The organism is Thiothrix fructosivorans (assembly GCF_017349355.1).
Lineage (GTDB): Bacteria > Pseudomonadota > Gammaproteobacteria > Thiotrichales > Thiotrichaceae > Thiothrix > Thiothrix fructosivorans.
This window is the reverse complement of the sequence record NZ_JAFMPM010000008.1, coordinates 637,601-661,206: the sequence shown is the minus strand read 5'-3', so window position 1 is coordinate 661,206 and position 23,606 is coordinate 637,601. Positions and strand designations below refer to the sequence as shown.

The 23,606-nt window shown below is 50.6% G+C and carries 18 protein-coding genes; 4 read left to right on the top strand and 14 right to left on the bottom strand.

Translation table 11 applies throughout. The features are described 5' to 3' along the window. Positions 1 to 3: 3 nt before the first annotated feature. Complete coding sequence (carB, locus tag J1836_RS17535) at positions 4 to 3,234, bottom strand: carbamoyl-phosphate synthase large subunit (protein WP_207252405.1); 3,231 nt, start codon at positions 3,232 to 3,234, stop codon at positions 4 to 6. Beyond that, positions 3,227 to 4,366, bottom strand: coding sequence for a glutamine-hydrolyzing carbamoyl-phosphate synthase small subunit (carA, locus tag J1836_RS17530; RefSeq protein ID WP_207252404.1), 1,140 nt, complete (start codon positions 4,364 to 4,366; stop codon positions 3,227 to 3,229). The genes carB and carA overlap by 8 nt, the downstream gene beginning before the upstream one ends. A 256-nt stretch (positions 4,367 to 4,622) precedes the next feature. On the opposite strand from carA, the gene J1836_RS17525 reads away from it, so the two are divergent. Beyond that, the gene (locus tag J1836_RS17525) at positions 4,623 to 5,612 is read left to right on the top strand and encodes a polysaccharide biosynthesis tyrosine autokinase (RefSeq protein ID WP_207252403.1); all 990 of its coding nucleotides are present in this window, start codon (positions 4,623 to 4,625) and stop codon (positions 5,610 to 5,612) included. Between the two features lie 6 nt (positions 5,613 to 5,618). Here J1836_RS17525 and dnaE read toward each other — a convergent pair whose 3' ends face one another. From dnaE to J1836_RS17495, 6 genes are all read right to left on the bottom strand, one after another. Continuing rightward, entirely contained in the window at positions 5,619 to 9,152 is a 3,534-nt protein-coding gene (gene dnaE, locus J1836_RS17520; protein WP_207252402.1) for a DNA polymerase III subunit alpha, read from the bottom strand. Beyond that, positions 9,149 to 9,850: a retron system putative HNH endonuclease gene (locus J1836_RS17515; protein WP_207252401.1), complete on the bottom strand. Its 702-nt coding sequence runs from the start codon at positions 9,848 to 9,850 to the stop codon at positions 9,149 to 9,151. Before J1836_RS17515 ends, dnaE begins: the two co-directional genes overlap by 4 nt. Beyond that, entirely contained in the window at positions 9,850 to 11,007 is a 1,158-nt protein-coding gene (locus J1836_RS17510) for an AAA family ATPase (RefSeq protein ID WP_207252400.1), read from the bottom strand. The genes J1836_RS17515 and J1836_RS17510 overlap by 1 nt, the downstream gene beginning before the upstream one ends. After that, positions 10,997 to 12,079 carry an AAA family ATPase gene (locus J1836_RS17505; RefSeq protein WP_207252399.1) on the bottom strand — a complete coding sequence of 361 codons (1,083 nt, stop codon included), beginning with the start codon at positions 12,077 to 12,079 and terminating at the stop codon, positions 10,997 to 10,999. The genes J1836_RS17510 and J1836_RS17505 overlap by 11 nt, the downstream gene beginning before the upstream one ends. A gap of 80 nt (positions 12,080 to 12,159) precedes the next feature. Next, positions 12,160 to 13,404: an ISL3 family transposase gene (locus J1836_RS17500; protein ID WP_207249679.1), complete on the bottom strand. Its 1,245-nt coding sequence runs from the start codon at positions 13,402 to 13,404 to the stop codon at positions 12,160 to 12,162. Between the two features lie 12 nt (positions 13,405 to 13,416). Further along, on the bottom strand, positions 13,417 to 13,809 hold the full coding sequence (locus J1836_RS17495) for a nucleotide pyrophosphohydrolase (RefSeq protein WP_207252398.1): 393 nt from the start codon (positions 13,807 to 13,809) through the stop codon (positions 13,417 to 13,419). Between the two features lie 74 nt (positions 13,810 to 13,883). Here J1836_RS17495 and J1836_RS17490 point away from each other — a divergent pair, with 74 nt between their 5' ends. Further along, positions 13,884 to 14,423, top strand: coding sequence for a hypothetical protein (locus J1836_RS17490; protein ID WP_207252397.1), 540 nt, complete (start codon positions 13,884 to 13,886; stop codon positions 14,421 to 14,423). Here J1836_RS17490 and J1836_RS17485 read toward each other — a convergent pair. The 3 genes from J1836_RS17485 to queF form a co-directional block, all read right to left on the bottom strand. After that, positions 14,406 to 16,775, bottom strand: a complete 2,370-nt coding sequence (locus tag J1836_RS17485) for a sugar-binding protein (protein ID WP_207252396.1) — start codon at positions 16,773 to 16,775, stop codon at positions 14,406 to 14,408. The genes J1836_RS17490 and J1836_RS17485 overlap by 18 nt on opposite strands. 99 nt (positions 16,776 to 16,874) lie before the next feature. Next, positions 16,875 to 17,378: a peptidylprolyl isomerase gene (locus tag J1836_RS17480; RefSeq protein WP_242632903.1), complete on the bottom strand. Its 504-nt coding sequence runs from the start codon at positions 17,376 to 17,378 to the stop codon at positions 16,875 to 16,877. A 170-nt stretch (positions 17,379 to 17,548) separates the two neighbouring features. Beyond that, positions 17,549 to 17,938, bottom strand: coding sequence for a preQ(1) synthase (gene queF, locus J1836_RS17475; RefSeq protein ID WP_207252394.1), 390 nt, complete (start codon positions 17,936 to 17,938; stop codon positions 17,549 to 17,551). Between the two features lie 200 nt (positions 17,939 to 18,138). Here queF and corA point away from each other — a divergent pair, with 200 nt between their 5' ends. Then, on the top strand, positions 18,139 to 19,092 hold the full coding sequence (corA, locus tag J1836_RS17470) for a magnesium/cobalt transporter CorA (RefSeq protein ID WP_207252393.1): 954 nt from the start codon (positions 18,139 to 18,141) through the stop codon (positions 19,090 to 19,092). Positions 19,093 to 19,145: 53 nt separating this feature from the next. Here corA and mltB read toward each other — a convergent pair whose 3' ends face one another. Then, positions 19,146 to 20,291, bottom strand: coding sequence for a lytic murein transglycosylase B (gene mltB / locus J1836_RS17465; protein WP_207252392.1), 1,146 nt, complete (start codon positions 20,289 to 20,291; stop codon positions 19,146 to 19,148). Between the two features lie 72 nt (positions 20,292 to 20,363). Beyond that, positions 20,364 to 20,984, bottom strand: coding sequence for a hypothetical protein (locus J1836_RS17460; RefSeq protein ID WP_207252391.1), 621 nt, complete (start codon positions 20,982 to 20,984; stop codon positions 20,364 to 20,366). Positions 20,985 to 21,073: 89 nt separating this feature from the next. Between J1836_RS17460 and J1836_RS17455 the strand changes: the two genes are divergently transcribed. Beyond that, on the top strand, positions 21,074 to 22,252 hold the full coding sequence (locus J1836_RS17455; protein ID WP_207252390.1) for a M20 aminoacylase family protein: 1,179 nt from the start codon (positions 21,074 to 21,076) through the stop codon (positions 22,250 to 22,252). On the opposite strand, the gene J1836_RS17450 is transcribed toward J1836_RS17455, so the two are convergent. Then, complete coding sequence (locus tag J1836_RS17450) at positions 22,249 to 23,595, bottom strand: glycoside hydrolase family 18 protein (protein WP_207252389.1); 1,347 nt, start codon at positions 23,593 to 23,595, stop codon at positions 22,249 to 22,251. The genes J1836_RS17455 and J1836_RS17450 overlap by 4 nt on opposite strands. Between the last annotated feature and the right edge of the window lie 11 nt (positions 23,596 to 23,606).

Below are 23,606 nucleotides of genomic sequence, written 5' to 3'. Positions count from 1 at the left end.
GCTTCAAACCCCTTGTTCTGTTATTTCCCGATGTAAATCTTGCAAACAGTAAACCTGTTCACTGTCAGTGTAGGCCATCGCCATGCACAACGCCCGCGCACCCTCAATCGTGGTGGTGTAGGTCACTTTGTGCTGCAAGGCTTCGCGGCGAATCTCAAACGAGTCACGCGTCGATTGCTCACCTTCGGTCGTGTTCACGATCAGGTCGATTTCCTCGTTCTTGATCATGTCAACGATATTAGGACGACCTTCACGCATTTTGTTAACGATTTCGCATTTTACCCCGACGTTCTGCAATTCGCGTGCCGTACCACGGGTGGCAACGACTTTGAAACCTTGTCCGATCAACATATCACCCACTTCTTTCAGGTGACGGCGGTCAGCTTCCCGCACACTGATGAACGCCACGCCGGACGTTGGGTAAACTTCACCCGCTGCGTATTGCGCTTTCCCGAAGGCTTCAGCAAACGTTCTGCCAACGCCCATCACTTCGCCCGTGGATTTCATTTCTGGGCTGAGGATGGGGTCAACGCCGGGGAATTTGATGAACGGGAATACCGCTTCTTTCACCGCGTAGTAGGACGGGATGATTTCGTTCAGTGTATTCTGGCTTGCCAAGCTTTGACCAGCCATGCAACGTGCCGCGACTTTTGCCAGCGGACGACCAATCGCTTTGGACACGAATGGCACGGTACGTGAGGCACGCGGGTTCACTTCCAGCACGTAAACATCGTCGCCTTTGATGGCAAATTGCGCGTTCATCAAGCCGATAACGTTGAGGGCTTTGCCCATGCGTACCATTTGCTCGCGCAATTGATCCTGGATGTCCGCACGCAAGGAATACGGTGGCAAGGAACATGCCGAGTCACCGGAGTGAATACCCGCCTGTTCGATGTGCTGCATAATGCCGCCAATCAGCACGTTTTCGCCGTCGCAAATCGCGTCCACGTCCACTTCAATCGCATCATCCAGATAACGGTCGAGCAATACCGGCGAATCATTCGACACGGACACCGCTGTGGTCATGTAACGGCGCAATTCGTTTTCGTGGTAAACGATTTCCATCGCCCGTCCGCCCAGCACGTAAGACGGACGCACCACCAAGGGGTAGCCGATTTCGTCTGCCAAACGTACCGCTTCTTCAATGCTTCTAGCGGTGCGGTTCGGCGGCTGTTTCAAGCCGAGTTTGTGGATCAATTGTTGGAAACGTTCACGGTCTTCCGCCAAGTCGATGGAATCGGGCGAGGTACCGATAATCGGCGCACCCAGAGCTTCGAGATCACGCGCCAGTTTCAGTGGGGTTTGCCCACCGTATTGCACGATCACGCCGTAAGGCTTTTCCAGATCGACGATTTCCATCACGTCTTCGAGCGTCAGCGGCTCGAAATACAGACGGTCGGAGGTGTCGTAGTCGGTGGAAACGGTTTCCGGGTTGCAGTTGACCATAATGGTTTCAAAGCCATCATCGCGCAACGCTAACGCGGCATGGACGCAGCAGTAGTCGAATTCAATGCCTTGCCCGATACGGTTAGGGCCGCCGCCTAACACCATGATTTTCTTACGGTCGGTCGGGTTGGATTCGCACTCTTCTTCGTAAGTGGAATACATGTACGCGGTATTGGTGGCAAATTCTGCCGCGCAGGTATCGACGCGCTTGTAAACCGGGCGCACATTGAGCTTGTGACGTGCCACCCGCACCGTTTTCTCGGTTTCGTGCAACAGTTTAGCCAAGCGACGGTCGGAGAAGCCTTTGCGCTTCAATGCCCGCATTTCGTCGACGCTAATGCTATTCAGCAAACGGTCTTTCAAACCATTTTCCATATCGACCAGCTCTTTGATTTGCACCAAAAACCACGGGTCAATGCTGGTTTGCGCGAACAAATCTTCGATGCTCAGACCCAAGCGGAAGGCATCCGCCACGTACAAAATACGTTCGGAACTGGCTTCGGTCAGTTGACGACGCAAGGTGTCTTTCGCATCCGGGTCTTGTGGATCAATACGTTCGCTCAAGCCGTCGATACCGGTTTCCAAACCGCGCAGGGCTTTCTGGAACGACTCTTGGAAGGTGCGCCCCATCGCCATGACTTCGCCCACGGACTTCATTTGCGTGGTCAAACGCGAGTCGGCTTGCGGGAATTTCTCGAAGGTGAAACGCGGGATTTTGGTCACAACGTAGTCGATGGACGGCTCGAATGACGCAGGCGTTGCCCCGCCGGTAATCTCGTTACGCAATTCATCCAGCGTGTAGCCAACCGCCAGTTTCGCCGCGACTTTCGCAATCGGGAAGCCTGTCGCTTTGGAAGCCAGTGCGGAAGAGCGCGATACACGCGGGTTCATTTCGATCACGATAATGCGCCCGTTTTTCGGGTTGACCGAAAACTGCACGTTAGAGCCGCCAGTATCGACACCGATTTTGCGCAGAACTGCAATCGACGCATTGCGCAGTAACTGGTATTCCTTGTCGGTCAGGGTTTGCGCAGGGGCTACCGTGATCGAGTCACCCGTGTGAATCCCCATCGGGTCAAGGTTTTCGATGGAACAGATAATGATGCAGTTGTCATTGCGGTCACGCACGACTTCCATTTCATACTCTTTCCAGCCAAGCAGGGATTCTTCCAGCAAAACTTCGGTGGTCGGCGACATATCCAAGCCACGCGCCACGATGGTTTCAAATTCCTGCTTATTGTAGGCAATACCGCCGCCGCTGCCGCCCATCGTGAATGAGGGGCGAATAACCACGGGGAAGCCAAGGGTGGCTTGCACCGCACGGGCTTCGTCCATCGTATGGGCTACGCCGGAACGGGCGGATTCCAAACCGATTTCATCCATCGCTACTTTGAATTTCTGGCGGTCTTCTGCCATGTCGATGGAGACTTCGTTCGCACCGATCATGTCCACACCGAACTTTTCCAGCACGCCGTGGCGGGAAAGATCAAGCGCACAATTGAGCGCGGTTTGCCCACCCATTGTTGGCAATAATGCGTCAGGGCGTTCTTTTTCAATGATTTTGGCGACGGTTTCCCAGCGGATTGGCTCAATGTAAATCGCATCCGCCATGTTCGGGTCGGTCATAATGGTCGCGGGGTTGGAGTTGACCAGAATGACGCGGTAGCCTTCCTCACGCAAGGCTTTACACGCTTGCGCACCGGAATAGTCGAATTCGCACGCCTGACCGATAATGATCGGGCCTGCACCAATAATCAGAATGCTTTTAATGTCAGTGCGTTTAGGCATGTGCGGCTCTCATCATCTCAATGAAACGGTCGAATACAGGGGCTACGTCGTGCGGGCCGGGGCTGGCTTCGGGGTGTCCTTGGAAACTCACTGCGGGGCAGTCAGTGCGTTCGATGCCTTGCAACGTTCCATCAAACAAGGAGCGATGCGTAGCACGCACGTTGGCAGGCAGCGTGGTTTCATCGACCGCAAAACCGTGGTTCTGGCTGCTGATCATCACGCGCTTGCTGTCCAAATCTTGCACCGGATGGTTTGCACCGTGATGCCCGAATTTCATTTTGACAGTTTTCGCGCCACTGGCTAAACCGAGTAATTGATGACCGAGACAGATACCGAACGTGGGGACTTTTTGCTCCAATACTTCGCGGATTGCAGCAATGGCGTAATCGCATGGCTCTGGGTCGCCGGGACCGTTGGAGAGGAATACGCCATCTGGTTTCATCGCCAGTACATCTGCGGCGGGGGTTTGTGCAGGCACAACGGTGACGCGGCAACCACGATCCACCAACATGCGTAAGATATTGGTTTTGATACCGTAATCGTAAGCGACGATATTGAATTCGGCATTGTCAGCGGTTGATGGGCGTGGGGTGGCGGGATTTAATTGCCAACTGCCTTCTGTCCACACATAGCTGGTTTTGACGGTGACTTCTTTCGCCAAATCCATGCCTTTTAAGCCGGGGAAGGAACGTGCCGCGTCCAGTGCCACATCCACGGACAAGTTTTCACCTGCCATGATGCAGCCACGTTGTGCGCCTTTTTCACGCAAGATGCGCGTCAAACGGCGTGTGTCGATGTCGGCAATCGCGACAACGTTGTTGCGTGCTAAATAGTCAGGCAGTGATTCTTCTGCCCGCCAGCTACTGTAAACCGCTGGCACATCGCGCACGATCAGCCCAGCCGCGTGGACTTGGGTAGATTCGCAATCTTCCTGATTGACACCGACGTTACCAATATGCGGGTAAGTCAGCGTGACGATTTGACGTGAATACGACGGGTCAGTCAGGATTTCCTGATAGCCTGTCAGTGCGGTATTAAAGACCACTTCACCTGTGGTTTGGCCATCACAGCCGATGGAACGCCCGTGGAAAACACTCCCGTCTTCCAGCACCAGCAGTGCTTGCTTGTTCAAAAGAACCTCCGAAGTCTACATACGAAACGGGATGAGGCTTGGCTCATCCCGTCGAAAGAATTTAGTAGGAGTGCATTTTACGCGTTGCCCGACAGAGTGTCTATGTAAGGTTTCGTGGAAACTTAATGGTAATGAACTGATCTATTGTATAGAGAGGAATGAATTATGTTTATTGAAACCGTATCAGAGTCATGCAAATTATATTTTCTTATGTATAATTAACTAACTCAGGGCTAAATTGGGGAATGGGGCAATCATGAGCATAGAAAAATCCGAACGGGGCTTTATCCAAGTGCCTGCTTTTGAAACAGGTGGCACATCCTTGCGTGAAGAACTTCACAAATTTCGCGTTATCACCCAGCGGCGAGAAAAAACCCTACTGGGTGTCTACCTCACGGTTTTTTTATTCACCTTATTTACACTAGAAGGTTTGCAACCTAACCTGCCACGCAACTTTGTGCTGAGCTTTATCCTCGGGTTGTGCGCGGGTGTGCTTGCCGCGTTTATCCGCGAAGGCAGCGATGCCACCATTAAAGGGCGGGATATGTTAGCGCGAGTCTTACCCATCCCACTGTTGGGTATTGCGCCAGTAATTAACAAACAGGCAGGTAGCTATGCGTTTCAAAGTGCCAAATACCCCGATTCAGCCGTTGCCGCCGCCTTCCGTGCCTTGCACAACAATTTACTACTCGTGACCCAGCAAAGCCAACCCAAAGTCATCAATATTACCAGCACGGATGCCTCTGAGGGAAAAAGCAGCACCAGTATCAACCTCGCCACACAATATGCGCAAGCAGGCACGAAAGTCTTACTGATTGATGCCGACTTGCGCCGCCCTACTTTGCACAAACATTTCGGCTGCGACAATACCAAAGGCTTGGGTAATTACCTCGCGGGGATGGAGAACACGCTTGATGGCTTGATCCGCAAGACGTTTATCCCGAATTTGCACATCATTTCATCTGGCCCCATTACGCCGCACGCGGTTGAATTGCTTTCCAGCGAACGTCTGAGCCAATTGATCACGAATGCTGAGCAAGGCAATGTCGATTTTGATCTGGTCATTATTGACTCACCGCCCGTGATGGGCATGGCGGACGCGTTGCTGATTGGCAACCGCGTCCATGCCACGTTATTGGTGGTAGCGTGTAATGAAACACGCCGCCGCCCACTTCATGCCGCGTATGAACGGCTGAAGCAATCGCGCACCAATATGATTGGTGTGGTGATGACGAAGGTGCGTTAGTCGCGTCTAAAACACCAAACTAACATTTTCCTTGCCCAACATCTGCCGCAAATCACGTAAACCGGCATCATCCAGCGGCAACGTCCAACTGCCTGCGAGGCGTAATTCCGATTGCGCCGCCGCATTGCGGTATTCAATGGCAATCGGGAATGTGCCTGCTGCCGTGGCAGGTTGTAAGCATTGCTGCAAATTTGCCAATACCGCGTGTTGCGCGGCTTGCGTTGCATCCACTTTCAGCAGCAACTTACGCAAGAAGTTTTCCCGCACTGATTTCATATCATGAACTTTTTCCACCCGCAAACGGGTTTTGCCAGTACGCTGATCGGTGTCGAGCGTGCCTTCCAATACCACGCAGGCTTCTTTTTCCAACAATGCGCCGTATTGGGTGAAGGTATCGGTGAAAATCATCACTTCGTAATAAGCGGTATTGTCGTCAAGCTGCACGAAGGCGCGTTTGCCATTATCGGTATGCTGGGTACGCACACTGCTGACTAATCCGGCAAGCGTGACGGCTTCGCGGCGGTATTTTGTGCCATCGTCTTCGGCAATATCGGCTAACTTTTTGCGGCTGCCTAACCCCGCAATCTCCTCCTTGTATTCATCCAGTGGATGCCCCGTCAAGTACAGCCCCAAGGTTTCTTTTTCGAGCTGCAACCGTTCTTTTTCGGGGAACTCGTCACGCGTAGGTAGCGTGGCTTCGGGAGTCGACTCCGCTACGCCACCGCCAAATAAGCCGCCGAATAAGTCGGTTTGCCCCGTGCCTTGGTTGCGGTTGTATTGCTCTGCCATCCGCATCGCTTCAGGCAAGAATTCGAGCATGGCGCGACGTGTACCGCCTAATGAGTCGAACGCGCCGGATTTAATCAGCGTTTCCAACACACGGCGATTCACTTTTTGTGAACCGGAACGGCGGCACAAGTCAGTTAATGATTGGAACGCGCCGTCTTTGTTGCGAATCTCGACCAGCACACTCAGCGCCGCTTCACCTGCGCCCTTGACCGCCCCCAAACCGTAGATAATGCGGTTTTGATCATCCACCGTGAACTGGTATTCGGAACGGTTAATGTCGGGGGGCAACACCTGCAAATTCAATTGGCGGCAATCATCCAGCAACGTGACGACTTTTTCGGTATTGTCCATATCCGCCGACATCACCGCTGCCATGAATGCGGCGGGGTGATGGGCTTTTAGCCATGCTGTTTGGAAGGCGACGAGCGCGTAGGCGGCGGAATGCGATTTGTTGAAGCCATATTCCGCGAATTTCTCCATCAAATCAAAGATATAGCCAGACTGTGCGTCATCGACATTATTATTACGCGAGCCTTCCATGAAAATGGAACGCTGTTTCGCCATCTCCTCCGGTTTCTTTTTACCCATGGCACGGCGCAGCATGTCCGCACCACCCAGCGTGTACTGAGCGAGGACTTGCGCAATCTGCATAACCTGTTCTTGGTAAACAATCACGCCGTAAGTCGGCTTGAGGATTTGCTCCAAACTGGGGTGCGGGTATTCGACCTTGGCAATCCCCTTCTTACGGTTGATGAAATCGTCCACCATGCCCGATTGCAACGGGCCGGGGCGGAACAGTGCCACCAACGCCACAACATCCTCGAATACATCAGGCTGCAAGCGGCGGATCAGGTCTTTCATGCCGCGTGATTCAAGCTGGAACACGGCAGTGGTTTTTTGTGCTTTCAGCAAATCAAAGCTGGCTTTGTCGTCCAACGGAATGCGGTTAATGTCGACGGGCGGCAAGCCTTTCGCCGCTTGCTGACGGTTAATGGTCTGCAAGGCCCAGTCGATAATGGTGAGGTTGCGCAAACCCAAAAAGTCGAACTTGACCAGCCCGATGTCTTCCACGTCATTTTTGTCGAATTGCGAGACCACGCCTTCGCCGTTTTCTTCGCAACAAATCGCGGTGAAATCGGTCAAGTCAGTCGGGGAAATCAATACCCCACCCGCGTGTTTGCCGGTGTTACGTGACAAACCTTCCAGTGAAATTGCCAAGTCCAGTAAGGATTTAACTTCTTCGTCGCGCTCGGACAATTCAATCAAATCGGGGGAAATCAGTTCAGAATCTTTTTTCGATTTCTCACTAATCCCCAAGGCATCTTGCAGAGTAATGCCGATGGTGAACGGAATCAGTTTGGCAATCCGATCCACAAAACCGTAGGGATGCCCCAACACCCGCCCCACGTCGCGCACCACCGCTTTTGCTGCCATCGAGCCGTAGGTAATGATTTGCGACACCTGATTGCGACCGTAAGTTCTGGCAACGTAATCAATCACTTTGTCACGCCCATCCATGCAGAAGTCGATATCGAAGTCTGGCATCGACACACGTTCTGGATTGAGAAAACGTTCAAACAGCAAGTCGTAAGCGAGCGGGTCAAGGTCGGTGATTTTCAGCGCATACGCCACCAGTGAACCCGCACCTGAACCCCGCCCTGGGCCTACCGGGATACCATTATCTTTTGCCCATTGGATGAAGTCGGCAACGATCAGGAAGTAGCCGGGAAACCCCATTTCATTGATAACATCAAGTTCGATTTTCAGGCGTTCATCGTACACCTTGCGCTTTTCGGCAAAGGCGGGCGTGCCGCGTGGGTATTTGTCGCCGTAAAGGAAATCGAGACGCTCTTCCAGCCCTTTTTCGCTGACTTGGCAGAAGTATTCGGCTTCGGTAAGCCCTGCGGGAATCGGGAATTGTGGCAGGTAGTTTTTGCCCAAAGTCAGCGACACGTTGCAGCGTTTGGCGATTTCGACCGTGTTGCTGATGGCACTGGGAATGTCGGCGAACAGTTCCGCCATTTCGTCGCCCGTGCGTAAATATTGCTGCGGGCTGTAGCGTTTCGGGCGTTTCGGGTCTGCCAGCACATAGCCGTCACGGATGCACACTCGCGCTTCGTGGGAAGCAAAATCGGATTCGGCGGTGAAACGCACGTCGTTGGTGGCGACTACGGGGATGTCGTGCGCAAGGGCGAGGTCGATGGCGGCGTGGATGTAGTCTTCTTCGCCATCGCGCCCGGTGCGTTGCAGCTCTAAATAGTAGCGATCGGGGAAAGTTTCCAGCCATTCTTGCAGACGCTTGTCGGCGAGTTCTTGGTTGCCGGAGAGCAAGGCTTGCCCGACATCACCATCGCGTCCGCCGGAGAGCATGATCACGCCGTCGCTGAACTCTTTGATCCACTCGCGTTGCACACGCGGCAAACCCAGTACTTGCCCTTGTTGGTAAGCGCGGGACACGAGTTTGGTGAGATTGCGGTAGCCGATGTTGTTTTGGCACAGCAGGATGGCGTGGAATAAGGTATCCGTGCCTTGTTCGTCGGCTAGCAACAGGTCGAGACCGAAGATGGGTTTGATGCCTGCGCCCATCGCAGCTTTGTAAAATTTTACCAAGCCGAAGAAATTGTTTTGGTCGGTAATGGCGAGGGCGGGTAAGTCTTTGCTCGCGGCGACTTTCATCAGCGGTTTGATGCGGATGGTGCTGTCGACCAGCGAGTATTCGGTGTGGAGGCGGAGGTGGACGAATGGGGTCATGGTGTACTCGCTTGATGTGCAGCAAAGTAGAAACGCAGAAAGGAGATAAACGGAAAAGGAGGATTACGCTTCAATAAGATGCGCACCATTTCCTGCTTACTCAATTGCCGGAACATAGGGTTATTGGTTTTAAGAATTACATCAAAAACAGCTTGCACCGCGTTAACACGATCATTTTGTAAACGGATGCAATTAAGATTGAGTAAATTTATGGTGTAATCGGCTTTCGCATCTTCATTAGCAGCAGACATCACACCAGTATCTTTATTATATTCAAAGTACTCACCAACATTTTCATCCTGTACGGGATTCAGGAACTGTGTCGCATTGAAATAATTGGCTTTTTTGTGCCCACAAGAATGTACATCCTCTGGCTTGTAAATCTTTTTGTTGTCAGTTTCACATAAGTCACCGTTACAAGAAACAACTAAGTTTGTATAAGCAAAAGTAAGATGCGCAAACTCACCGCTTACATCTTTGGGGTGAATATGCTCAACATGAGAAATGTCTTTGCCTATCTTGCGCTCACAATAAATACATAACTCTGCCTGTTCAGCTATCAAGTGTTGATGCAACACTTTTTTGCATTCACTAAGCTCTTGATTCTCAGAGAACTCATGCCATTCCGCATTTTCTGGCAAATTGGTCTTACAGGCTTCAAAAAAATCAGGACTATTACCTTTTTTCACATGACGCATCAGATGGCATCCCGTAGCTCAATAAGAAAAGCCATTTCCTGCATGAAGCGGGAGTGATCACTCTCTTCGGATAACTGAGCTTTCACTGCCAATGCTTCTGGTGTATTTTCTTTCTTTTCTTCGACAAGTTTGCGATATTGTGCATACAGCTTCAATAATTCGGGTGGACGTGGGTCAGCACCCATGATTTCAGAAAGAATAGAGTTCACATCGACACCAGAGGGTGGTTGATTCATATGAACAGGTTGGATTTTTCCATTTTCTTTGCGTAACAAAATACGATTTTTATAGGGAACACTAGCAATGATTTGCGGGGAATGCGTAGCCACGATGAACTGGTTATTTTTTCCAATTCGGCTGTAAATTTGCATAATTTTTTGTTGCCATGCAGGATGCAATGCAATTTCAGGCTCATCAATCAAAATTATTGAATTACTTGGATTTAATATCATTAATGCAATTACACGCCCATATAATTGTTTCTCACCATCACTTAATTGATCAATTGTAACTTTATCTCCTTTAGAATTTTCAAAAACAGGGCGATTTAATCTTGCAGCATCAAGATCAAGTAAGCGAGTGAGAATGTGCATATTCAAGAACTTGCTGTTAAATTCCTCAACAGCAAAACTAGCTCTCTTTTTTGGATCTGACAACATGCTTGACCTTTCTTTGGCAAACACGAATTCTTTAATATAAGTTTCCGCATTACCCAATATATTATTTGTATTAATTACATTAATGTATTTATATTCAGCAGAATCAAAAGAAACACCTTGATAATTAAAAAAAAGTTGAGCAGGTAAATAGATCAGTCTTGAATGACTAGATACATCACTCATCCCTTCATATTGTCGCATCTGATCTCTATAATTCGAGTTAACTCTCCAATGATAATCAATCTTATCATTTTCAAGAACTATATCTCCAAGAAAAGCATCTCCATATTTTTTAATTGCTGTAAATTCATAGGGATTAAACAAGCAATCATGAATAAAATTAAGAATGGTAGTTTTACCCGTGCCATTCACGCCTGCAATCACATTAACCACATTGCCTGTTTCAGGATCAGCAGTTGCACCACCCGGCGGCTGAAAGTGAATTTCGATGTCTTCCAAGACACGAAATTTGTCGATTTTGATTTTTTCAATGTACATACAATTCAGCCTTCACGGTTTGATTTAGTGGCTTCATGTTCAGCGACTTTTCAATCAAGCCTTGGGTGGAAAGTTTGCCGACAGTGCCTTGCGCCAACAGTTTGGGGAGTTGTTCGATGTCTTCCAATAACGTCAGTTTGCTCTCGCCCGTGATGCTATCGCGGTGGGCAACGGTGACGAATGGCACAAATTCTGTTCCCAATGCGTCTAGTAATGCGGGGTTGTGCGTGGCGACTAATACATCAATATTGCGCTGCTTGCCGATGGTTTGCAGGGCTTCCAGTAATAAATGGGCGCGGGAAGGATGGAAACCGTTATCCACTTCGTCGATTGCCAACAAACTGCCTTCCGGCAAGGTCAGCAAAGCGGTAAGGATGGCAAGAAAACGTAGTGTGCCATCAGACATGGCGCGAGCATCAACAGTAAATACCTCGCCAGATTCTCCCCATTTCTCATCACAGTAAAGCATTGCATCTTTACCCAGTTTCCCGACTTTTTCGGCGTAGACGCGGTGAATGTCACGCTCAGGTAAACGACTAGCGTATTGCGTCAGCGTATCTTCGATTTCTTTTTGTCGTTCTATTGGCAGTGCCGCTAATACACCAGCTATATTACTAGCGTCGTTATTCAACTTATCAGAAAGCAAGGAATACCCAGTTATTTCACTAGGATTGGGTTCTAAAACAAAAATACCCCTCAAATTTTTACATATTTTCTGAGTTGCATCATCCAGCTCATCTTCTCTTATTTTCACGGGAAAAACATTGCGCAACAATAAATCATCGACTGAATACTGCACACAATAATCATATCGAATATTACTCTCTAAAATGACAACATCAAGCCTAAAACTCCTATTAGGTCTTCTAGTCGCCCATTCCAATCCTCCTCTAATAGTTTCTAGAGAATTTTTAGCATTCATACCAGAAGCAATATTCTGCAAAAATTGAAGTGCATCCAGCACGTTCGACTTGCCACTAGCATTCGTGCCAATCAGTATGGAGAGCGGGTCAATATACAGCGTAGCCTCACCAAAGCTCTTCCAGTTTTCCAAACGCAATTCGGTAATCATTCGCCACCCTCCGCTTGCAATTCGGTATATTTCTGGCTCTTTGGGAATTCCCGTGGAAGCCACCAGATGTAGTGTTAGCCTCATGCTGGTTGCTTCCTTGAAAATGCCAGATCCACCTGAATGTGTTGGAAGAAACGCTTCACATCCAACAACCCATAGCAGCGGCGCTTGATGACTTTCAGCTTGTTGTTCATGCCTTCGACAAAACCGGAGGTGTTGCGATCTTCAAAGTAGTTGGTGATGCCATCCTGCCATGTTTCCAGCAAGTTGAGGAATTTGTCAAAACAGGCCAGCCCTGATGCTTTAACCTTGGCCTTCCAGTCTTGTAGTTGTTGTTGGGCTTGTGCCTTGGTTTGTTCCTGTTCAAATAGCAGGTTCAGTTCATGACGCAGTAGCCAAGCATCTTTCAACTCAGGGGCGAGTAGCAGAAATTCTTCCAGTTGCCCACGCTGTTCTGCGGTCAATGACCAGTAGTGGTGACGGAACAGCCAGAGTGTCCCCTTACAGGTAGCGTAGGTATCTGCCGAAAGTGTTTGTTTGAGTTCCTGCAAGGTCTGCTTACGGAAATTGTCCACCTCCCGGTTGTAGTATTGTGCGACATGGAAACGGTCTACCACGATAGCGACCTTGGGCAAGGTTTCCCGGACGGCATTGGCAAAACCCTCGTTCATGTCACAACATGCCCCGCACACGGTGGTTTGCAGGTGTTCAGGAATGCTGCGCAGGAAGGCAGCTACCGTTTCTTTGAGACGGTCAGGCAACACAGCCAACACCTGCGGACGGTCATGATCATCCAGTGAGCTGATAATCGCGGCATAGTGCTTATGGCCTTTTTTCAGGGCGATTTCATCAATGCCCAAGGTGCGTAATTGCTTAAAACCAGACCAATCCACTTGGGTGCTGACACGACGTTTCAGCACCCCTTCCACCTCACCATAGCTGACACCACAGCGGCGGCTGACATCCATGACGGTGGAATTGCCCAACATCTTCAACAGCCAGTCCTCAAAAGCACGGGTATGCGGGCTGCGTGGGTCATACCATTCCAGCGTCTGGGTAGTGGTCGGGTCACCTTCGCAATGGCGGCAGCGGTAACGTTTGGGGCGGATTTCAATCCAGACATCACGCCCCAGAATCGGCAAATGGCGCAAACGGATCGGTCGGTCGTAGCCATGGAATTCGGTAATCTTGTGCCCACAGCAACGACACTTCGTGAATGAAAGGCTACTTTCCACTTCCAGAATGAAATTGCCCTGTGCGTCATGGGAACTCGACTGTAAACGGACGTTGGGGAGATCAAGCGGGATTTGCAGGCTACTGTTCATGGGGGATCCTCGCTAGGGGTGCTCGGTTTTCCTCATGATACTACATGTTGTGGCTTCCACGGGAATTCCCAAAGAGCCATATTTCTTCGCCGAACCTTTCGACAATGCCACCGGATATTTACGGCGATTCTGCACCATCTTCGCACGCACCGCCGCTTCCAAATCAATCCCCAAATCCGCACACAAATACGTCAGGTAGGTTGCCACATCTGCCACTTCATCACGCAATTGCGGCATGATTTTATCCAACGCCGCACCCCGCCGGTCTTCCCACTGAAACAATTCCAGCACTTCGCCCGCCTCCAACGAAAGCGAAATCGCAAGGTTGCGCGGGGTGTGGAACTGCGCCCAATCGCGTTCGGCGCGGAAGTGCATGAGTTCATCCACAAGGTCTTTCGGCAGCATGGTAATGTCCTATTGAATCCAATACGCATTATAATCCCCGAATCCGAACCTGACAGAAGAAAAGGACACTCACAGTGCTGAAATTTCTACCCGGCATTTTATTGCTACAAGTCATAACCGTGGTATTAGTATTGATTGCGCCCGCCGAATTGAGCGGCTTGGGCTGGTTGCGGCTGTTGATCCCCGTCGGCATTGCGGGCGTACTCACTGCCGCGTGGTTCAATTCAATGGCGGCACACCACAACAAAGATGAACTCAGTCGCCTGCAAGAATGCCACGCCAAAGAGCGCGAAGCCCTGCGCATCAATGCCGAGCGTGCCAAAACCAAGGTGATCAAACAAGCGCATCAGGAAACGATCCAAGAAGTACGCCGTTCTTCCACCGAAGCCAATATCAAGGTCGGCATAGCCTTTGCGGGGGCGGCAGGCATCGGCGGCTTGCTGCTACTGACGCAATTCATCACGCTAGGGTTATTAATGCTAACCACCGCAGGTGGAGCATTAGGTGGCTATGTATTACGGTTGCGTCAAGAAAAAGCCAAAAATCTCCTCATCACCACACCCACGCCAAAAGGCAAACCGCGCCTGATCAATGCCTCAGCGCCCACTAAATAACACCACGCCCCACTGTTTGGGATCGGTTAATGCCTGTTTGTCTTGCGCCATCCACGCAATTTTACCGTCACGCGCCCCGCCATCATCGTCATCGTTGATTTCGACATTGACGCTAACCCGATCCTTGATGGCGGGATTTATCCCCAACGCCGCCCACGGAATCCACGCTTCCAACACATAACCGTCGTATAGCGCACGCGTATCAAAGCGGATACTGCGCAAAGCAGTGGTAGACAGTGGCGCGGAATTATCACCCAACACGACTTGATCGGCACCACACCCAAACAGCAGGTGGAAGTCGGTTTTGCCATCCAACGTACCGTTACGGCTATTGTCGGTATCAATAAAAAACCCAATCGAATCATCGTCCGCAGGGTTCTCCGAATCCGCGACGCGTTTGCTGTCGTAAACGCGCACGCTTAAAAACAGAAAATCCTTATCCCACTTGCCTTGCCACTTACCGAACAGGTTACGCTTATCCCATGACGTACCTTCCAACAATAAATCCAAGGTAATCGGGTTTTCGATAAAAAATACGCGGTCGGGATCAGGGGCGGGGCGCCACACAATCGCCGGTTCATTCGAGTCACGCGGCGCGGTTGCCAGCGGATTCTGCGCGGGTTTCGCAGGCGTAGGCATCTGTTCCACCGGCGGATGTGTTGCCATAAAGTCCAGCACAGCGGCGTATTTCGGCGCTTGTTCACGCGGCTGATTAATATGTTCTTTCAATCCCCAACAACCGTACCACTGGCACACACGCGGCGCCGCAAACAGCATCATCAGTTTACCGCCCGCCTGCTGCCACCCCGCAAGAAACGCTTGGTAAAGCTCCCCCATACGCGGGTCACGATTTGCTGCAAAAAATAAGGGGTTGGGGTGTTGCTCAGGTTTACGCGTTGCCCAATCCACCAAACCTTGTCCGCCTTCGTAAGCGAGCAAATCCACACCGAACTGTTCGGCGAGTTGGGCGTGCTTCTGCACTTTTTCCAGCACTTCGGGCAAGGAACGGTAAGAATCTGGCGCGGTGGTTAACGCAAAAATCTCATCCACCGTCGTCGCTTCACGGTAGCCTTTGATATTGCCGCCAAAATACGGCGCAATCGCCAACGCATCTACGTCTTTGTAGGTATCGTTATAACTCAGCACTTTTTCGGCAAAATCGGGGCGCGTATCCCAGCCGCCGAGCACCCGTATAAAACGTTCCCGCCCGCCAAACACCTGTTCCCACGCCGCAAATATTTCACGGGCGCGAATGGTGTAATACTCATACCCGACTTCTGCCGCATTTAGCCCCAGCCCCAGTTCAATGCCTTTTTTCTGGGTATATTCGCCATGATTGAAGTTAGTATTCCAAATTTCATTGGAATATTCGAGGTAGATTTTCAGCTCAGGATTGAGATGATCACGCACATAAGCGGCGTATTCGCGCACGTATTCATCATCCGCCGCATGGGGCATATTGAACCACGCATCCTTGTGCAAGCGATTCGCCAATTCCACCATGATTTCCAGCGGCGTACCGCGTGCGCCATACGTGCCGCCCCACGTCGCCTCTTCCAAACGCGGACGCGCTTGCCAATGCGCGGCTGGATTACGCGTAATACCCGACATCGGCATGAAACGAATCGCTTTGAAATCCTTCATAAAATCCAGATAAGCAGGGTTAAAGACGATACTGGCGTAATGATCCACAAAAGCGAGGTACATCCCCGCCTCACCGCCACACGCATTGGCATCTGTAACGCGTTTAAGGGGGTTATGCTGGCAAATGCCCCCCGCAGGCAGAATGCGAATATTGCGCAGGTAATCAGCTGGATTGCTGCGCGTAACCATGAGGCTGGCATCCAAGCGAGCATTGCTGCCAGCATCTAACGTAATGAGATCGCGCCCAGCAGTATGGGTAACGAGCTTGGCATCGTTGCCGTAGCGAATGTCGCCATCGCCTTCATACAGCACGGTGTATTCACCTGCCGGAATAGCATCCGCTGGTAATTCACCCAAAAAGCGCGTGCCCACTTCGCCGCCATTCAGATTAGTCGGCCAACCATTTGCGTCATAAGTAACGGCTTCCGCCTTCAGGTGCAGCACATTTTCCTGAAACGGATTGGCAGAACGGAATAAATCGACAAACGGAATGCTGGCATCGGTGTAACCAATTTCATTGGTATTAATGCCGAGAGAAGCAGCTTGTCGAATCACTGGGAGCACGACGGGTGCAGCGGGGGGTGACGTAACAGTCGTCTTCGGTAAGGCGGGGCTGCCTTGCCAAACACGATAAAGGTATAAGCTGCTTTGCAGTAAAAACAGCAATGCGACCAGAAGGAGTAAAATTTTCAGGTATTTTCTTAGCATCCCACAAGTTTAGATAACTTTTATGGAGCTGCTCAGATTTTGCGGATAGAGAACATCAAAAAACACAAGGGAGGATAAACTCCTCCCTTGCTATGCACTTTATTCGACCACAGAAACTTTGTTCATAATGATCGGTTGCACAGGTACATCGCCGTGTGGGCCAAACTGACCCGTTTTCACTTTAACAATTTCATCCACTACATCCATGCCTTCAACCACTTTACCGAAGACCGCGTAACCCCAACCTTGTGAGGTTTCTGAGCGGAAGTTCAGGAAGTCATTGTTGCTGACATTGATGAAGAATTGTGAAGACGCGGAATGTGGGTCGCTAGTACGTGCCATTGCTAACGTACCACGTTCGTTTTTCAGACCGTTGTTCGCTTCGTTTTTCACAGGCGCACGCTTGTCGGCTTTTTCTTTCATCGTTTCAGAAAAACCACCGCCTTGCACCATGAAGCCGGGAATGACGCGATGGAAAATCGTGCCGTTGTAGAACCCTTCGTTGACGTAAGCCAGCACATTTTCAACGGTCTTGGGTGCAGCTTTCGCATCCAATTCGACCTTGATATTGCCTTTGGTGGTTTCGATCAGAATAGTAGACATGTTATCTCCAGAAGTAGCTTGCTCGGCAGCGTTAACGCCAACCGTAGCCGCAAAACTCAACATTGTTGCAAAAAGAATGGTAAAAAGACGTTTCATTGTGTATCTGCCCTGTATTTATTGGTGTTTAAACAGTGCGCATCATACCGCGCACCACCTGTTTTTCCAACCCACTAAGGCAGTTCAACCTTGGGAGCTGGCTGCCAACCCGCTTTGCGGTGTTCGACGATCACGGTGGTGTAAACCCCGCCACGTACATTCCACACGCCGGTCAAACGTATGAAACGTGGGTCGGTGGCGGCAACCAAATCTTCCAGAATTTTGTTGGTAACGGCTTCGTGGAATGCGCCCTCTTCACGGTAGCTCCACATGTAGAGCTTGAGGGATTTCAGCTCGACGCATTGCGCATCCGCTACGTATTCAATCTTGAATTGCGCAAAATCCGGTTGACCTGTTTTCGGGCAAATACAGGTGAATTCCGGCAGATCAATGCGGATGGTGTAATCGCGTTGTGGATTAGGGTTGGGAAAGGTTTCAAGGTCTTTGCTGGGGCGAGTGGACATGAGGACTCCTGTGTACCCGATGAACAGTCGGGTGGATGGTAAAAAAGGCGTAGGTTTATACTACAGCACGGGGTTTGTCCAGAATCCTGTTTGCCAAAATCCTTTTTGTCACCTGTCACTGGCATCCTCACCGAAGGCTGCTACAATAGCCGCGCCTTGCAGGAGCAGGATTTGACGGCTTCATCAACCGGAGACAGGCAATGTTACGATTTTTCGACTTTACGGATGGCAGGCTGGTCGAACACAAACTCGGCGATAAGCTGCTGGATTATGCGATTGCCCATACTGGCTGGATTGACGCGCAAGATACCTCGGATGAAGAGCGTGACCGCCTCGAAATCCTCCTACACACCGAACTCCCCGAATCTGACGATGTTGAGGAAATCGAATCGTCGGCACGTTATTTCACGGATAGCAGCGGCATTCATGTGCATTCCCTGTTCGTGACACAAAGCGAAGGGCGCATGGAAACCACCACCGTTGCCTTCATTCTTCAGCCCGAACGCCTAATCACAGTGCGCGAACAAGAACTTGCCGACTTCCGCTTGCTCCGAATGCGGGCGCGACGGGGGCAAGTGGAAGTACGCACCCCACGGCATTTGCTCCTGACGATCTTTGAACAAAAAGTCGAAAACCTCGCCGATACCATCGAAGACTTGCACCACGAATTGGAAATCATCAGCCACAAAGTGCTGGAGGAAACCGCCACCGATTTAGAAAGTGCCATCGACGATCTGGCTGCCTTAGAGGACAGCAATGGCAAAGTGCGCTTGTGTTTGATGGATACGCAACGTTCGATTTCTTTCCTGCAACGCCAATTGCGCGATACGCAGGCGGGGCAGGAAATCATCCCCGAAGTCATCCGCGACATTGACACGCTGATGTCACACACCACATTCCTGTTCGATAAAATCAACTTCCTGATGGGAACCACGCAGGGCTTCATTAATATCGAACAAAACAAGATCATCAAAATGTTCTCAATTGCCGCCGTGGTATTCCTGCCACCTACCTTGGTAGCGAGTTTGTACGGGATGAATTTCCGGGTGATGCCGGAATTGGATTGGGTATTTGGTTACCCGATGGCAGTGGGTTTGATGATTCTGGCGGGGATAACGCCTTACTGGTATTTCAAGCGTAAGGGCTGGATGTAACACCAAACAGAAGAGCGAAACATCTTTCGCCCCTCTGTTTACACGCCTAAAACTTACTTACCAACACGCTCACGTACCGCCTGCGCCAGCAGATGCACCGTCATGGCATAGTAGTTACTGTGATTGTAACGCGTAATCACGTAGAAGTTTTTGTAACCCACCCAAGGCTCTTTATAACCATTCGGTACTGTGCTCAACGCCAACAAATGCACTGAGCCTGCGGAACCATTACCGTATTTAGGCGCAACGCCCATGCGGTTCAGCTCAGCCATGGAGTATTTAACCTTGTAGCCATCCGGCACACTCGCATAAGTGTTGGAGGTGACTTCCGCAGGCACAGCCACTTCACCACCCGGCTGCCAGCCACTTTTGGCGAAGTAATTGGCGATGCTGCCAATCGCATCTTGTGGGTTCCACAAATCACGTACCCCATCGCCATTAAAGTCAACCGCGTAGCCGTGGAAACTGCTCGGCATGAATTGACCGTAACCCATTGCCCCTGCGAATGAACCTTTGGGTGCGAGCGGATCCATACGTTCGCTGCGCGTCATCAGCATGTAATTTTTCAGCTCATCGAAGAAAAACTGGCTACGGCGCTCATTCGTAATCGCCGAGGTAGTTAGTGCGTCGATGACTTTGTGCTTACCGAGAATACGCCCCCAACGGGTTTCGATGCCCATAATGCCAACGATGTACTCGGCGGGAACACCGTATTGCTGTTGCGCCCGTTGCAAGTAAGGTGCGTTTTGCTGCCAGAATTCAGTGCCACGTTGAATATTCGCGGCAGTCACGAAGCGATCACGGTAAGCGTTCCACCCTTTTGGGCTACCCGGATCGTTGCTGCTACTTGCCCACAAGCGCGACACGTCATCGCGGTTACGCACTTGAGAAAATACGCCGTATAAATACTGGCGGTCAAACCCCTGCGTTTGCACCAAATTTTCGATGAAATTCACCAAACGCTGATCGCCCGCGAAATCACCACTCAACGCCCCCGCCGAGTAATTGCCAACACCTTTTCCGCCGTAACTGACCGCTTGTGCCTGATCGGATTTGGATGCAGCTTGCGCCGATTTGGTCACTTGCTGAGCACTGCTATCCGCCGTGTCCTTTTTTTCTGGTACTGAGCTACACGCCCCCAAACTCAACACCAGTAATGCCATTGCCCCCCGAGCAATAGAATTTTTTGGCAAATACATGCAAGCCTCCATCATAGACTAAGATTATTTTTAAGAAAAAACTGGCGAATAGTCTAACATGCCAATAACAGCTTAAAAAGGTCTCATATTACCGACATCATCTGCTGGTACCATCTTGGCTGCTTCTTCCGCAAACGGGGGCACTTGGTTGGCAATCGCATCGCTCACCGTTACAGGGTCTGGGGTACTGATTGAGGGAAACTGCCAACCACCCGGCATCCGCCCCATATCGTAAGGTGCATTGATCATTTTATCCCAGAAATCACCTGTGAAATCGGTATAGAAATCCGGCCAGAGGTAACGGGTGTCGCCCCACGCGTGCGTTTCTTTTTTCTGCGGCATAGGCATAGGTTGACGCATCGGGTAAGGCGTCATCATTTGCTGCTGTTGCGGGTAAGGATAATAATACGGGCGGTATGCCTGTTGTTGTTGCGCATAGGGGTAATAATAACTGGGCGCAGCATAAGGCTGTTGAACCGCGTAAGGGTACGCCATTGGCGGTTTCTGCATGTACGCTTGATTCGGGAATTGCGGCCCAGTGGGTGCAACACCCGGATAGTAGACTTGATTGTTCACGACAGGCTGGGGTGGGAACGTTAGATTCTGCTGTGGTGCTGCCGCTGGCTCTTGTGCTTGCGCATGACTTGCCGCCAAGAGTATTGCTAACAGCAGGATACTTTGTGTTGTTTTCATGAGATTACGACCTGAGAATAGTAATATGAGAAGAATACCAGACCTACCCGCTAAAATCGCGACCACCCACGAAAAGAAAGGATTGCAGCATGACCGCTAGACTTGACCCCATTGCCGCCAGCCACGCCCTGCACGCCGAGATGCAGCAATGGCGGCGTGATATTCACCACCACCCCGAAACGGCTTACGAAGAGTTCCGCACCAGCGAACGCGTCACCGAACGTTTACGCGCTTTGGGACTAGAGGTTCACACCGGCATTGGCGAAACGGGTGTGGTCGGTGTTTTGCACGGCAAATATTCCGGTGGTAAACACATTGGGTTACGGGCGGATATGGATGCCCTACCGTTGACTGAATTAAATACCTTTGCCCACGCTTCCTGCCATCACGGCAAGATGCACGGCTGTGGTCATGATGGACATACCACCATGCTGCTGGGTGCAGCGACGATTCTGGCGCAAAACCCTGATTTTGCAGGTGTCGTCTACTTTATTTTCCAGCCCGCTGAAGAAAGTAACGCAGGCGCAAAACGCATGATTGAACAAGGGTTATTCGAGCGTTTTCCGATTGCCGAGGTGTACGGAATGCACAATTGGCCAGGAATTCCTACGGGACACTTTGCGGTACATTCCGGGGCGGTGATGGCATCGACGGATAGCTTTGATATTGAAATCCACGGCAATGGCGGTCATGCAGCCATGCCGGATACGGTGACTGACCCGATTTTAGTCGCAGGTCATATGATTACTGCTACGCAAAGCATTGTGGCGCGGAATCTGAAACCGACCAGCGGCGGCGTTATCAGCATTACCCGCATGATCGGCGGCAGTGCGTACAATGTTATTCCCGAAACCGTGAGCTTGCACGGCACGATTCGCAGCTTAAACCCGCAAGATCGGCACTTGCTGAAGCAACGCTTGCAAACGTTGGTGGAACATACCGCACAAGCCTTTCATGCCACTGCCACGGTACGCTTTTTGGAAGGCTACCCTGCCACCATTAACCACCCTGCTAATGCGCAAGCCTGCTATCAAGTCACTACCGAATTGGTCGGCGAAGCAGCGGTGCAATGGAATCCACCGCCGAGCATGGGGGCAGAAGACTTCGCGTACATGCTACAGCACCGCCCCGGCGCATATATTTGGATCGGCAATGGCGATGCGACCGAAAGCCGCGCCCTGCATAACCCGCACTATGACTTCAACGACAGTATCTTGCCGCTAGGGGCAAGTTACTGGGTGCGGCTAGTGCAACATTTGTGCTGTTAAGGCACTAGCAATGGCTTGTATTTAATCGTGCTAGTATTATGCAATGCCTTTCGCAACGCCTTCATAATAGGGCGTTGCTGACCCGCTGGTTTATTTGCCATGTAATCCAAGCGCATTTGCCAAATCATTAACCCGCCGAGTTGCTTCTCTCGAGTGAACTTCACTTTTTCATAAACCGACCGTTCATCAATGTAAGAAATGAATGCATCGTAAGCAGGATCGGGGTTATTAATAGTCAGATAAGAGACTTTAGCTTTGTCATCCCAACGATACCTTTCCGCTGTATACCCGCAGGTGTAGGCTGAATTAATCACTTTCGTCACTGGATTTTTCATGCATTGATAAGTAGGATTCATCAAATTAGCCACACTGCCACGCAAGGTCGTGCTATTCCAGTTTTGGAATGTTTTGTTGGGATCTGTCCACTCCTGCATAGGGGCAGTAACACCATCTGTAGTCGAGCCTTTCGCAAGCCCTCCCTGCCAGATACGTATTTCCAAACTCATCCCCACACCCAACTTACTTGGCAGCACCCCGCCATCAATAAACTGCTGAATCGCACGACTCACCGACACGACCGAACGAGCGGCATAACTGGGATATTTCTGTCCCCCATCGTATAACGCAGAATCGTGCCAAACGATACCATCCGCCGTCGAGGATAAGTCATAGCCCATGACATTGATCTGATCAACCTTATCCTGAATTTTTGCCAAGAGTGTGCGCAATTTACTCGCACTATTGTCAGCCACATTCTCAACACCTGTCGCCACCGTCAGCAAAGGACGCTCCACTATCATTTTAGGATTGTTAGTTTTATTCACCGTCTTCAATGCTGTTTGCAATTCATTCACAAAGGTTTCATAAGCGGCTGCCTCTTGATCCGCACGGATAGGCTCAAGATCTAAATCCACACCGTCATAACCTTCTTTAACCGTTGCCACCAATTGGTTAATCAAGGTTTGGCGGGTACTCGCGTTCTTAATCACAGGCTCATAAACGTCGTACCAAGCCAAAACGCTGAGTACAAGCGGTACATTGTGTTGATGGGCAACCGTTATAGCCGCTGCACGATTAGTAGCACTCATGTTTTCTGTACTGAAATCGAGTGTGCCATTCGTATTGATACGGCTAGCAAAATGTACAGCATGGGTAAGCATATTCCAGTCATCGGTATCCATAAACCCGAAACTGCCCGTGGAACTTTGCTCGTATCCGGGTAAATATCCCGTTACCCACGGCTTGGTGATTTTTTCAGCCGCATTGCCAGTGTAAGGCACAATCAATGTCGCAACGCTCAACAACAACGCAGCCACCACTTTGACTGTCATAATCATCTTCATGGGTTTCTCCC